General features: G+C 61.8%; 14 protein-coding genes and 2 pseudogenes. 5 read left to right on the top strand and 11 right to left on the bottom strand.

What is annotated here, in order from left to right:
• Positions 1 to 52 precede the first annotated feature (52 nt).
• The 3 genes from L5014_RS32495 to L5014_RS32485 form a co-directional block, all read right to left on the bottom strand.
• Positions 53 to 1,036 carry a nucleotidyl transferase AbiEii/AbiGii toxin family protein gene (locus tag L5014_RS32495; protein ID WP_238467894.1) on the bottom strand — a complete coding sequence of 328 codons (984 nt, stop codon included), beginning with the start codon at positions 1,034 to 1,036 and terminating at the stop codon, positions 53 to 55.
• Positions 1,033 to 1,767: a type IV toxin-antitoxin system AbiEi family antitoxin domain-containing protein gene (locus L5014_RS32490; protein WP_238467893.1), complete on the bottom strand. Its 735-nt coding sequence runs from the start codon at positions 1,765 to 1,767 to the stop codon at positions 1,033 to 1,035. Before L5014_RS32490 ends, L5014_RS32495 begins: the two co-directional genes overlap by 4 nt.
• Positions 1,768 to 2,298: 531 nt before the next feature.
• Positions 2,299 to 3,210 carry a LysR family transcriptional regulator gene (locus L5014_RS32485; protein WP_238467892.1) on the bottom strand — a complete coding sequence of 304 codons (912 nt, stop codon included), beginning with the start codon at positions 3,208 to 3,210 and terminating at the stop codon, positions 2,299 to 2,301.
• A 175-nt stretch (positions 3,211 to 3,385) separates the two neighbouring features.
• Here L5014_RS32485 and L5014_RS32480 point away from each other — a divergent pair, with 175 nt between their 5' ends.
• The 3 genes from L5014_RS32480 to L5014_RS32470 are packed head-to-tail and all read left to right on the top strand — an operon-like array spanning position 3,386 to position 5,569.
• Complete coding sequence (locus tag L5014_RS32480; RefSeq protein WP_238467891.1) at positions 3,386 to 4,078, top strand: alpha/beta hydrolase; 693 nt, start codon at positions 3,386 to 3,388, stop codon at positions 4,076 to 4,078.
• The gene (locus tag L5014_RS32475) at positions 4,075 to 4,479 is read left to right on the top strand and encodes a DoxX family protein (protein ID WP_238467890.1); all 405 of its coding nucleotides are present in this window, start codon (positions 4,075 to 4,077) and stop codon (positions 4,477 to 4,479) included. Before L5014_RS32480 ends, L5014_RS32475 begins: the two co-directional genes overlap by 4 nt.
• 31 nt (positions 4,480 to 4,510) lie before the next feature.
• On the top strand, positions 4,511 to 5,569 hold the full coding sequence (locus L5014_RS32470) for an LLM class flavin-dependent oxidoreductase (protein WP_238467889.1): 1,059 nt from the start codon (positions 4,511 to 4,513) through the stop codon (positions 5,567 to 5,569).
• A 586-nt stretch (positions 5,570 to 6,155) separates the two neighbouring features.
• Here L5014_RS32470 and L5014_RS38890 read toward each other — a convergent pair.
• A pseudogene (locus tag L5014_RS38890) lies at positions 6,156 to 6,335 on the bottom strand (DUF7673 family protein); the annotation flags it as partial.
• A 39-nt stretch (positions 6,336 to 6,374) separates the two neighbouring features.
• Positions 6,375 to 6,563 carry a hypothetical protein gene (locus L5014_RS38885; protein WP_338019367.1) on the bottom strand — a complete coding sequence of 63 codons (189 nt, stop codon included), beginning with the start codon at positions 6,561 to 6,563 and terminating at the stop codon, positions 6,375 to 6,377.
• Between the two features lie 141 nt (positions 6,564 to 6,704).
• Here L5014_RS38885 and L5014_RS32460 point away from each other — a divergent pair, with 141 nt between their 5' ends.
• Both L5014_RS32460 and L5014_RS32455 read left to right on the top strand, forming a co-directional pair.
• Positions 6,705 to 7,130 carry a GNAT family N-acetyltransferase gene (locus L5014_RS32460; protein WP_238467888.1) on the top strand — a complete coding sequence of 142 codons (426 nt, stop codon included), beginning with the start codon at positions 6,705 to 6,707 and terminating at the stop codon, positions 7,128 to 7,130.
• A 161-nt stretch (positions 7,131 to 7,291) separates the two neighbouring features.
• A complete protein-coding gene (locus tag L5014_RS32455) occupies positions 7,292 to 7,735 on the top strand; it encodes a hypothetical protein (RefSeq protein WP_238467887.1) in 444 nt (147 codons plus the stop codon).
• A 912-nt stretch (positions 7,736 to 8,647) separates the two neighbouring features.
• Here the strand turns inward: L5014_RS32455 and L5014_RS32450 are convergent.
• The 6 genes and pseudogenes from L5014_RS32450 to L5014_RS32425 all read right to left on the bottom strand — a co-directional run.
• The gene (locus L5014_RS32450) at positions 8,648 to 9,151 is read right to left on the bottom strand and encodes an IS630 family transposase (RefSeq protein ID WP_238467920.1); all 504 of its coding nucleotides are present in this window, start codon (positions 9,149 to 9,151) and stop codon (positions 8,648 to 8,650) included.
• 10 nt (positions 9,152 to 9,161) lie between these two features.
• Complete coding sequence (locus tag L5014_RS32445; RefSeq protein ID WP_238467886.1) at positions 9,162 to 9,686, bottom strand: helix-turn-helix domain-containing protein; 525 nt, start codon at positions 9,684 to 9,686, stop codon at positions 9,162 to 9,164.
• A gap of 82 nt (positions 9,687 to 9,768) precedes the next feature.
• Positions 9,769 to 10,185: an ExbD/TolR family protein gene (locus tag L5014_RS32440; protein WP_238467885.1), complete on the bottom strand. Its 417-nt coding sequence runs from the start codon at positions 10,183 to 10,185 to the stop codon at positions 9,769 to 9,771.
• Positions 10,182 to 10,880, bottom strand: a complete 699-nt coding sequence (locus L5014_RS32435) for a MotA/TolQ/ExbB proton channel family protein (RefSeq protein ID WP_338019366.1) — start codon at positions 10,878 to 10,880, stop codon at positions 10,182 to 10,184. The genes L5014_RS32440 and L5014_RS32435 overlap by 4 nt, the downstream gene beginning before the upstream one ends.
• 13 nt (positions 10,881 to 10,893) lie before the next feature.
• Positions 10,894 to 11,217 (bottom strand): energy transducer TonB, encoded by a 324-nt coding sequence (locus L5014_RS32430; RefSeq protein WP_238467884.1) that lies wholly within the window; start codon positions 11,215 to 11,217, stop codon positions 10,894 to 10,896.
• A 537-nt stretch (positions 11,218 to 11,754) separates the two neighbouring features.
• Positions 11,755 to 12,573, bottom strand: a pseudogene (locus L5014_RS32425) (SPASM domain-containing protein); the annotation flags it as partial.
• Positions 12,574 to 12,698: the final 125 nt, after the last annotated feature.

The following is a 12,698-nucleotide window of genomic DNA, read 5'->3' as shown; positions in this document are numbered from 1 at the left end:
GATGTTCCCGCGCCAATGCCCTGGAATCTGAACCGGGTACATCGAGTACCCGTTAGCGCGTTTTCGTTCCTTGCCCCGCCTGGATGGCGTCATCAACCGCGCCCAGGTCATCGAAGCACCCCCTCAGCAACCGTTCCTGGGCCTCAAATTTCCCGGAATTCCTGTTCTCGAGCTTCTCAAGATTCTGGAGCTTCCACCGGATGGCCGGCATGTCCTTCAGGTGCGCGTATGGCATGAGGCCCCAGTCGGGGGCCAGCCGCACGAGCGAAAGGAGAAACTCGCGATGCCGTTGCGAGAGCGCCCGGGGAAGCTCGTGATGGAGTCGTGCCTGAATCGTATGGAGCGTATCGACAGAGACCTCCTCAAGCGTCATGCCGGCGAACTCCGCGTCATGCGCCGACTCCAGCGACTTCGGTCTTGCGCCAAGCAACTCGTGAACAGGCCTGTCGTGACCAGCCAGGTAGCCGACAAAGGCATCGACGAAGTCATCTCGAAGACCGAACGTCTCATACATGTGCATCACATCAAAGATGTCTCGTGGATGCTGCCGGTCCATCGCGGCGACCAGCTTGCTTCCGTACAGCTCCGCCTCGTGCAGGGTCGGCAACGCCAGGTCGACATTGAACTTCTCGCGTGCAGCCGGAACAAGCTGGCGCGACTGCGGCCTCAGCAGCGTGCCGCGAAAGACATAGTTGACTTCAACCTTCACCGATGTCTCATCGGAAAAAACGGTCAGCTTTACATCACTGCCCTTTTGCTTGCCGTTTGCCGCAGCCTGGCTGTACTTCGCGTTGAAGCCCTGTCTTTCGATGGCGGCCTTCGCGCGTGCGAGCTCCTCCCCGATGTGCTTGAGCGCTTCGTCCCGATCCGGCACGTGATCGGTGTAGACAACATCGATGTCCACCGACAGCCGGGGCAGGTTCTGCAGGAACAGGTTGATCGCGGTACCGCCCTTCATCGCAAAGTTCGGTGTGTCGAAGACGTCGGGCGCGATCGACAGGAGCAGGCGGACCGTGTCGAGATAGATGTCGTTCATTTTGGATTCAGGGTAAGGCGTTCACCGTCCTTGTTCACGTTAGACCACCGCGTCCCGGAGCCCAGCCGCTCGACGTAGCGCTGCAGGTCCTCGCCCCAGGGATAGTCGCTGCTCTTGCCCAGGTCCCGAACCAGACGGACGACCTTGACGCGCTTGCAGTGCGTCATGAACTGCCCGAGTACGGCCGGCCGGATATTTCTCAGCGAAGGCATCAGGTTGATCGCTTCCTCCAGCGATTGCCCTTTGCCGATGTCACTGGCGAGTTCGAGCAGCGCGCGTTCCGGAACGGAAACGAGCACGTGCGGATTGCCGCCCGGCAGGGGCTTGAGTCCCGTGTCGCAAGGCAGCTCGTTGTCGAAGATGTTGGTCGTCTGGAACGAGTAGCGCATGTGCTGCTCAACCCACGACGGGATCTCGTACGGCTTCTGCGCCCAGAGGACGACTTTCGCGCGGAAGGCGATGTTGTGACGCACGCCTTGCCAGTCGAGTGCCGTCTTGCCCCCGACGTGAAGACCCGGCACCCTCCGGCTGAGGTACGCGATGATGCCGTCGCGGCTGGGGCTGTCGCCCTTGAGCAGGTAGGCGCCCTTGGACAGCCGCTGCAGCCAGCCGGACTTGACCATATAGGTCGCCAGAGCCGGGCTGACGCCCATATCTCCGAGCATTTCCGTGTCGAGCGGTTGCCCGCGTGGCGCCTCCTCCATGAGGCGCTGAAGCGTCTTGCTAGCCATGGACCCTCCGGCCGCGTGGTTTTCTTCGGAATTAACCGGGAAAGTCTTTAGTTTATCAGATTTTTTAACGACACCTGGTCGGGCTGGGGACAATGGCTGAAGCAATTAAATTAGGGGCGTATCACTGACTGGCAACACCTCAAGGTGCCTTGTGCATCAACGCACGGTGCCTCACGCCCGGAGCGAGACACCGGGACGATAATGATGTTTGGATTTTTCTGCTAATTTGCAAGTTTATTTTAGATTTTACGAATATTCCACGCGCTCAAGGAAATCAACCGGGGCGGACGCCGGATCCGCGACCGGATATGGGCCTTCTGCGCGTACCAGGCGGCGGCCGGGCGCCCAGTGTCATCATTCCTTGACGCCGAACACGCAGTTGCTCTGTGGGTTTCTGCTGGAGCGCGCCGGCTATGCCTGACAGCGAATGGCGCTCGCCAGCCCAGTCAGGCTTGTCGAAGAGCCTGCCTCCTGCTTGCCGACCTCCCGTTTTGCGGAGCCACGCAAAACTTGAATCATGTCAGATACGCCTCACGCTTCCGGGCGAAGGTCCCAGGGCGGTACGCGAAACGCGTCTGACAGGAAGTCGATCAGGCAACGCACTTTTAGCGGCAACTGCTTCCGGCTTGGATAGACTGCGTAGATTCCGAGTTCGATTGAACGATATTCCGGCATCAACCGGATCAGCCGTCCGGCCTTCACGTCCTCGCCAATCATGAAGTCCGGCTGCAGGATGACGCCACCATCGCGCAGCGCGATGGCGCGGCACGTGTCGCCGTTGTTCGAATACACACGGGCTTCCGTGCGCACCAGCACCTTGCCGTCCGGCCCATGAAAGTGCCACTCGTCGCGGCCGGACAAATGCGTGTAGGCAAGCACACGGTGTGCGGCCAGATCGCGCGGATGGCGCGGCGCTTCGTGGCGCGCGAGATAGCCGGGCGAGGCGCACACAACCATCGCGGTCGAGGCCAGCTTGCGACACACCATCGACGAATCCGGCAGCGTACTGATCCTCACGGCCAGGTCGTAGCCTTCGTCGACGAGATCGACGACGCGGTCGTTCAGCGTGATGTCGAGGTCGATCTGCGGCCAGGCGGCCATGAAGTCGCCCCATAGCGGGGCAAGATGCGACACGCCGAAGCTGAGCGGGACGTTGACCCGCACCAGCCCGCCAGGCACCTGCGTGCGCGAGCTCACCTCGGCTTCCGCATTGTCCATCGCCTCGAGAATTTCGCGCGCCCGCTGGTAGAACAGGCGCCCCTCTTCCGTCAATGACAGACGGCGCGTCGTCCGGTGCAGGAGTCGCACCCCGATGCGCTGCTCAAGCGATTCGACATAGCGCGACACGGCCGCCTTCGACATCCGTAACGTATCGATGGCGCCGACGAAGCTGCCCGCGTCGACGACTGCGACGAATACAGCCATTTCCTGACTTCGGTCCATCTATTGTCTCGCTTGTCGGGATTATCAATCCACAGTACCCAAGTTTATCTCCATTACTGTGATCAATAAAATCTGCCCATCCCATCTCACGCGGAAAGCAAGGCGCAAGTCATGAAGCTCACTGCCATCGCGCCGGCCTGGCGCGCGAAGTAACGCCATCGAAGCCCCTCGACTCATGGACATCCTGCACAACGACATCCCCTCAGGTCTCTCGTTCCGCCTGCGCCCGGCGGCGGGCCAGGCGGCCGCCCGGCTTTTCCTGCTTCACGGCGTGGGCGGGAACGAAACGAACCTGATGCCGCTCGCGCAAGCGCTCGACTCTCGCCTCGAACTCGTCTTCGTGCGCGGACCGCTCACGCTCGGCCCGGGACAGCACGCCTGGTTCCATGTCCGCTTCAGCGCACAAGGTCCCGTCATCAACGCCGGGCAGGCCGACGAGAGCCGCACGCGTCTGCGCGAACTGGTGCGCTCGCTGGCGCGCGCCGACGCCCCCGTGGCCCGGCCTGCCGTGATGGCCGGCTTCAGCCAGGGCGGCATCCTCAGCGCGAGCGTCGCGTTGTCCGCGCCCGAAGACGTGCCGCGCTTCGCGATCCTGAGCGGCCGCATTCTGCCCGAGATCGAGCCGCATCTCGCGTCCCCGGACCGGCTCGCGCCGGTCTCGGCTTTCATCGCGCACGGCCAGTATGACGACAAGCTGCCCGTGAGCTTCGCCGAACATGCCGATGGCTGGCTCACCCGCCTCGGCGTCGAGCACGACACGCGCCTGTACCCCGTCGGCCATACGCTCAGCGCCGACATCGTGGCTGACTTCTCGCGCTGGATCCACCAGCAGATCACTCTCGACTCACCCAACCGGAGCCCATCATGACCGATACCCGCACCGCCCCGTATGCCGCTCTCCTCCTGCGCCTCGCGCTCGGCCTCATGTTCGTCGCGCACGGCCTGACCAAGCTGCTCGTCTTCACGCCCGCCGGCACCGCGAAATTCTTCGCATCCGTCGGCTTTGCCGGCTGGCTCGCCTGGCCCATCATCGCGTTCGAGATCGTTGGCGGCGTGCTGTTGCTGACGGGCTTGTATGCGCGGGCCATTGCCGCGCTTGCCGCGATCGAGCTGTTCATGGCCTCGACGGTCCACTTCGGCAACGGATGGATGTTCACCAGCGCGAACGGCGGCTGGGAGTACCCGGTGTTCCTCGCGGTCGCTGCAGCTGTCCTGGCGCTGCTCGGTGACGGCGCGTTCGCGCTCAAGCCGACGCTGCGCAACGCCTGACGCATGACGCGCCTTGCCCGGGACTGATGCCATGGAATTCGGCCTTTACACGTTCGGCGATCTCGCGACCGGGGCGTCCGGCGCCACCGGAGCGCAACGACGCATCGAAGCCATCGTCTCGGCCGCGAGAGTCGCCGATGAGGCCGGCATCGACGTCTTCGGCGTCGGCGAGCACCACCGCGCGGACTTCGCCGTTTCCTCGCCGCCCGTCGTATTGGGCGCGATTGCCGCCGTGACCCGTCGCCTGCGGTTGACGAGCGCGGTCAGCATCCTCAGCTCCGAGGATCCCGTTCGCCTCTATCAGCAGTTCTCGACGCTCGACCTGATCTCGGGCGGACGTGCGGAGCTGCTCGTCGGGCGAGGCGCATACGTCGAATCGTTTCCGCTTTTCGGCTATGCGCTTGCGGACTACGAATCGCTGTTCGAGGAGAAGCTTGCGTTGCTCACGGCAATCAACGAGCAAGCGCGCGTCACGTGGTCGGGACGCCATCGCGCGGGCCTCACCGACGCCGCGATCATGCCGAGGCCGGTGCGCGGGCGTCTTCCGGTCTGGCTGGCCGCGGGCGGCACGCCGTCGAGTGCCATTCGCGCCGGCCGTGCCGGTCTGCCGCTGAACCTCGCCAACATCAGTGGATCGCCGGAGCAGTTCGTGCCCTTCATCGACCTGTATCGCCAGACCGGCCTCGCCGCGGGGCATCCGGCCGGGCATCTGCACGTGGCCATTTCCGGCCATTTCCACGTGCAGCGAGATGGCGCCCGGGCGCGCGACGACTTCTTTCCCCACTACCGCCGCTACATCGCGAACAACCTGCCGCAGGGCCACCCTGAAATGTCGCGTCGAGACTTCGAATCCCTGGCTTCGCCTCGTGGCGCGCTGTTCGTCGGTAGCGTCAATGAGATCGTCGACAAGATTCTCTTCGAATACGAGCTATTCGGGCACCAGCGCTACATGGCCCAGATGGATATCGGCGGACTGCCATTCGACAAGGTCCGGCAATCGATCGAGCTGTTCGCTACCGAGGTCATACCTGCAGTGCGCCGCGCGATCACACGAAGTGCAGTTCGGAAATCATCGTCCTCGTCCCTTTAGCGTACCGCTCTCCTGAAGGTTTTTTCTCCACGCACTGCGCACCGCGCAGGCGCGTTTCCGGGGAGGCCTGTCCGGGCCTCTCCTTCTTTTTCTGACGCCCGACTTCTAGTCGGGGCCATCGGCCAGCACCTCACGCTGGCAAAACCCCTATCCACGCAGAAGGCGCCTCCCATGCTCAGTACAGCGACGGGATCCGTAGCGTCGAAGAAAGTGCAGCAAGTTGCGAAACACGCGGACAGCACGACCTCAAAGATCCGCTTCCGGCCAGCAACACCGCGCATGCCTGGCGGCCAATTGCCTACCCAGGCTGCTATCAGACGATCAGCTTCGCGTGCGTTTTGCTCTTTCGGTCAGAAGCCAGATAAAGAGTACCCTGCTCTCGATTCTGCATCTCCCCCCAACCGGACTACTTCCAATCCGAGCATCATCCGGCAGTCCATTTACAAAGGATTACAAATAAAAAATCTGATCATTTATTTTATATAAAATCACGCTCGCCGAGCGAGGGGCCGGCCCGACGTTGGATCCCGAGCGACTCAATGAGCTTGCGCGAGTTGCCGGGACTAGCCCGCCGACCGGAGCCGATCTAGTCGTCCGGCACGAGTTCCGGATGCCAATCGCGCACCAGCGCCCCGAACTGCTCGCCGTAACCCAGCGTGTTGGGATAGCGGTGCGCTCGCGACGCCAGCCGGAACACGGTGGTCATGGCCTCCGCGATCTCGTCATTGATGCGCCATGCGGTCGTCAAGCCGTAGCCGCCGCACTTGCCCGCGTTCCATCAGGCAAGCAAAAAGTCCGCGAACTTTCAGCTTTGCTCAGGGTCGCCGCTGGCAATCTTCAGTAGTTTTTCGAGGGCCTGTATCTCGCCTTCAAGCATGCCGACCATGCCCGGCTTCAATCCGGAAGCTGACTCTGGTAGACCCTCTGCTGCCGTTCGAACAAGTTCCTCCACGACATGCACGCACCGTCGCATCAGGCTGCATTCGTCGTTCATCGCGTTCCGCCAGAACCCGGCCGCATGAGCCGCTGTAGCCGGCAGATCCCTGTGGCCCCCCCTTACGAAGTATCCCCAGGCGCACGAACGACCGCGGCGATATAGGATCGACACCAGTGTTTTGCTTGTCGAGATGGTGTGATGCGTCCCCGCTATGCAACTACGAATGACGTCCCCGAGGTCGAGGACCTGCTGCGTACGTGCCAATTGCCGGTCGAGGGCGTCCGCGAACACATCAATCGCTATCTGGTGTCCAGGGACAGTGGCGGCATCATTGGATGCGCCGGCCTGGAGCAATATGGCAAGGTCGGGCTACTTCGATGCCTCGCCGTCGCACGACGCGCGCGGTTCGCGGGGCTCGGCGACTTCATCCTTTCGCTGCTCGTCGCCGATGCGCGCGAGCGCGGGATCGAGTCACTGGTCGTCCACTCCACAGGCGCCGAACGCTATTTTGAGCAGATCGGATTTACGGCAGCCGAGACATCGGAGTTGCCTGACGATCTGCGCCGTTCACTAGAACGCACGTCGCCTTGTGCCGCGCTCGACATCATGCAGGTTGCGTTGTAGTAGCCATCCATGCGCATAGGCAGTCAGCACGTTCGAATTGTTTCCAGAAAAGAAATGCAATATCCCCTGCGCCCGCATCCACATCGTTTCGCGAATACACGTGTAACTTATGCGTGTCGCCAGGCAACGATATTGAGCCGAGTGCAATCCACGGTCATGCCATGAAAAAGCTCCTTCTGGTCCCTCTGATTTCCGCAGTCGTAATGAGTGGCGGAATTTGCGCAACGTCGGCGTTCGGGCGCACGCTCGACGAACAGTTCGCCTGCAAATCCAGTGCACACTCGTTCATTGCCAACCTCATCAATGATCAGTCGATTGACCCCACCCCGATTCGCGTCGAGGCAGACTCGGTCAATGCGTTTCGTCCCAGTCATACGACGGATCTCACTGCTTACGGATTGCGCGTTCGCGCAGTGTTTGGATACCAGCCGGGTGACCCATTCTTCAAACCCGGAAATGGCAAGACTTCCTCGGGTCCAGTCTACGGAGCGGTGGTATTCGGTTCGACCGATTCTGTCGAAGCACTCGTGCGAAAAGCTGGCGGTCATGCAGAAATTCAACAGGTCATACCGCTGATACTATCGGCAATTGTCTGCGAGGCCTGACGCGCGTACTGTTCGCACAAAGATCGCGGGGCGACCTCGGATCAACTGGTTGCTCGTTTTCCAGGGTCGCCGCATTCGTCTGCGCGCCGCGCCAGGAGGGGATTTCTGGTTGGTGACGCCCGATCGGTTATATCCAGATTTCTGGATGCAGCAATTGGCCGGAAACCCATGCTGGCAAGTGCCGAGCAGTTTGACTTGCCAGTCTCTGGGCCGTGGCCGCCGCGGCCCTCCCCCCACGCTGGCCTGCACAAGGTCTTCAACTACATCCATGCCACGGCACAGGCATCGTGGAAGGGCGGCGCTGCCCCGTGTGCGGCGGTACCGGCAAAGTGCTCCAGTGAATTGGCCGAAGCTGAGCTGATGGGCGGGACATGCAACGGCCCGCCCGTGCTCGGTTCCTGCTGTGCGACGGCCCCTTTTCGTCAACAGCATATGCTTAGCCTTCCTACATATAAAAATATGATCAATTGTATTATGTCAACCCGAGAATGTGGGTAGCGGCCCTCTTCGTACGGCTCGTTCTACACAATTCTCCATAGACTGTTTTCCGACGACGAAACCGCTCTATCTATGCGTCTCCAGCCGCTATCGCTAGACAAAAAAGCTCCTACGTGGCATTGACGGCATAGTCCGGGTCAAGTTGAACAATTGTGTCGTACGAAGTAACGCTCTGTTCGCTAGTTGTTTACGACCATCTAATCCAAGAGGCATCGCGCTTTCACGCTGACTTGGTGCGTGGCAAGACTCGAGCGCGCGAAGATGCCGGCGGAAGAGCCCTCGCGTGGCGTTTAGTTCACTATCATCACCGCCGCCGGCAAGCTTGGCGGCTTCTCACGCATCGACCACTGCGGCAGTTGATGCCCTGGTTTGGTCTCACACCATGCGAACGCTCGTCGAATTAAACACAGCGTCTTAAATAATGCAGCATAATCTGCGTAGAACCTCGTTTGGCCTGATCCAATGTCGGAAACAAGCCTCGACGGCCGCGAGCACTTCGACGAGCGTGGCAAAGTAGCGGTTGTGCATTGCCAGACGCCGTGTCAGTTTCCAGACACGCTCGATAGGCGCCAGTTGCGGACTATAGGGCGGCAGGAACAGCAACGTCAGATGCCGTCGGTACTTTTGCAGCAGCGGCTTAAGCAGGATGGCATGGTGGTACTTGGCATTGTCCAGCACAGCCACGATCCGCTTGCCGCTTCGTCGGTGGCGCAGCAGTCGTTGCAGAAATGACATGAAGGTTTCTGCGTTGAACACAGGGCAAACCTGCCAGACGAAGCGACCAGTGCTGAGGCTGACGGCACCAAAGCACGCTACCGATTTGCGCGTGGGGGCATGCATCAATACTGGATCGCGTACTTCCGGGGCTACCCACATGCGACAGCGCGATCCGTGCTGCTGGAAATGACATTCATCCAGACTCCATAGCTCAATGTCCTCGCGCTTTGCCAGGCGCCGGAGTTTTTTTTACTGCCGCTACGCGAGCGGGATCAGACTGGGCGACCTGTGGACGCGGTTTGCGCAGCCGGAAACCCATCTGGCCAAACAGCCGCTGGCACTGGCGCACGCCGAGCCTGACGCCATAGTTCTTGCGCAAATGCTCCGACAGTAGGGATCCATCCCACAGACCTGCCTCGAATCCGAACTCGCGTGGTGTCTTGCGCAAATCAGCCTCCACGCGATGCCATTGCGATTCATCCAGTGCACGCGGACGCCCAGGCCGGTCGCCTTCGCGCAATCCGTCAAAACCGTCCCTTTCGAAACGACCAACCCATCGCTGCACTGTCGTCGCGGCCTGTCCGAGCAGTTGGCCCACCTCGGTGCAAGAGTAGCCGCAGCTAACCAGTAGCACCCCATGCAGGCGGTGGTCATACCGTGATTCCTCGCTCCGCTCAATTTCCTGTCGAATCGCGAGTTGCATGATCTCCGCATCTGCTATTTCAAGCTTGCGCATGGATGCTCCACAAAAAGAGAGTAACCATGCGAGCATACTATGCTGCAATATTTATGTCGTCGTGTTTAGTAGCACCTGCTTCTCACTTCGGAAGAGGCTCGGTCACAAAGGCGATTTTCGTGAGCCCGCTCCTGCTCGCAGCGGCCAGCAACTCGGCGACGCGCCCATACGGCACCGCGCGATCGGCATACAGTTGCAGCTCTGGCTGCGGCGATTGAGCCGCGGCACTGGCGATCCTCATTCGCAACTCGCTCTCCTGAAGCGGCCGCGCATCCCAACTCATGCGTCCGCTCGCATCAATGACGATATTCACGCGCGGCGCGTGTGGCATCTCGCGCTGACTGCTCGCCTGCGGTAGCGCGAGCTTCGCTGCGTGATGGAGTACCGGCAGCGTCACCATGAATACGACGAGCAGTACGAGCATCACGTCGATCAGCGGTGTCATGTTGATGTCGGCGGTGAGCGTATCGTCGTCGAGCGGATCCAGACGAGTGTTCATACACGCTCCTTCACGTTCACTGGCGCTTGTGGCACACATCCGGTCAGCAGCAACATATGCAACCCGCTGGCGAAGCGATTGAGCTGCGCGACGATGCCTCGAGACAGGCGTGCGAGCGCGTTGTAGCCGAGCACTGCGGGAATCGCGACGCACAGTCCGAGCGCGGTCATGATGAGTGCCTCCCCGACCGGCCCGGCGACGCGCCCGATGCTGGCGTCGCCATTCGCGCCGAGTGACAGCAGCGCATGGTAAATGCCCCAGACGGTGCCGAGCAGCCCGACGAACGGCGCCGTGCTGCCGATCGAAGCGAGCAGGCCGAGGCCACGCTGCAGCCGCCGCGCAGTATCGTCGACCGAGGTGCGCAGGCTGCGCAGCAGCCATTCGTCGATGGCGATGCGCCCCAGATGGCGATCGGCGCCGGCCTCCAGGCTGGTCATTGCCACCTGCCCGGCGCTCGCAAGGTCGAAGAACGGCGTACCGGGACGGCCGAGCGCGTCAAGCCCGTCGTGACTGCCGCCCTCGTCCCAGAAGCGCGTTTGTCCGCGCTTTGCGCGGCTGTGGATGCGGCCAAGCTCGATGGCCTTCAACAAGATCACCGACCACGAGACGATCGACATCGCAATCAGCAGCAGTGCAACGACGCGTGTCATTGCATCGCCCTGCGTCCACAGATGGGTAAATCCATACGTCGGCATGATGCACTCCGTTTCATTCATCAAGATTGAACGTCACCGGCACGTCGGCACGCGCCGGCAGCGCTCTGCCGTCTTCCGCGTAGGGCCGGCAATGGCTCGCAAGCACTGCGGCACGCGCCACTTCGTCGAGATGCTCATAGCCGCTGCTCGTGACAATGCGTGCGGCGCTCACGCGGCCAGCGACATCGGTATCGAGCTCGACGACGACGGTGCCCGCCTGGCCTCGCCGCAGGGATTGTGGTGGGTAGTCGGGCTTCACCAGCGCGCAGTCGAGGCGGGCGACACGGCGAGGCGTCGCAACTGGCGGCGTCATCGGTGGTGTGGGGGACGCCGCCATGGACGGCACCGCGGCTGACGCGACTTGGGGCGTGGCCGTTGCAGGCTGATCGGCTTGCGTATCTGCACGCGCGGTTTGCTGTTTTGTTTGCACTGCAGAATGAATGGGCTCGCGATGAAAAGGCTCCACTGCGGCGGGAGACGTTATTGGCGACGTGAACTTTGCGGGGTGCGACACGCGTTCGCGTACCGGCGGGCGGATTTCGTGCGGGAATGGCGCAGTGCGCATCGCATCACGCAGCGCCCGCCGCGCAGGCGCGGGCCTGGCTGCCCGATCGCTCGCTGCCGGCTGCGAAACGAGCACTGCGTTCAGGACCCTCACGTCGATCGCCTCGTTGCGCCGCGGGATGTCGCGCGCCAGCATCGCAAGCGCCAGAACGTGCAGCGCGATCACCGCCGCGACGACTGACGCGCGCCCTGCTGCTCTCGTCGCCTTCGTCGCCCTCGCGGTTTTTGTGCCGCCATCCACGCCACGTAAAAGCATTGGACGACTGTCATGATCCGCCTGTGCGGCGACCGAACTCATGCCCCTCTCCGTTCAAAGCGCCAGCGAATTCTCTTTGCTCCGAAAGATGAGCGGCCGCTCGTCCGCCTGTTTGGGCTGCCGGGCAAGCTGCACCGTCTGCACGACCTGTCCGTGATGCGCCGACTTTTCGCATACCGGATCGGCCGCCGCCGGGTCGCCAGTCAGCATCCAGGCCTGGCAGCGGCAACCACCATGATCGGCGTGACGCTCGTCGCAGTCGCGGCATGGCTCGCGCATCCAGCCGTCGCCGCGAAAGGTGTTGAATGCGTCGCTCTCGTACCAGATCTGGCTGAGCGGCATGTCGCGCACGTTGGGCAGCACGAGTCCCGGCAGTGAGCGCGCCGCGTGGCACGGCAGTGCGGCGCCGTCTGGCGCGACGCCAAGAAACACCGAGCCCCAACCACTCATGCAGGCTTTGGGACGCCGCTCGAAGTAATCGGGCACGACGAACAGGATCTTGCAGCGCCCGCCAATGATCTCGCGATAGCGATTGACCGTCTCTTCGGCCTGGAGAAGTTGCTCTGCCGTCGGCATCAACTGGTCGCGGTTGAGCATGGCCCAGCCGTAGTATTGCGTGTTGGCGAGTTCGAGGTAGTCGGCGCCGAGATCGAGTGCCATCTCGATGATCTGCGCCACATGCGGCAAGTTGTAACGATGCAGGACGCAGTTGAGCACCATCGGATAGCCGTGCGCCTTGATGAGCCGGGCGGCATCCTGCTTGAGCGCGAATGTGCGCGTGCTCGTCACGAAGTCGTTCAGTTCGCGCGTGGAGTCCTGCAGGGACAACTGAATGTGATCGAGTCCGGCCAGTTTGAGCCGCTCGATACGCGCCGCGGCGTTGTTGCATAAATCTGGCCGCGACATGCTGACGTTTACGCGCAACAGCGTCCGGGCGTGGCTCTGTTAACAGTTCGGTTTCCTGCGTACATTCTCGATTTTTGCCGAGAAGATGCGCA

Source organism: Paraburkholderia tagetis (genome assembly GCF_022213065.1).
Classification (GTDB): Bacteria; Pseudomonadota; Gammaproteobacteria; order Burkholderiales; family Burkholderiaceae; genus Paraburkholderia; species Paraburkholderia tagetis.
Note: the sequence above shows the minus strand (reverse complement) of the source record. Positions and strands in the feature narration are given on the sequence as shown.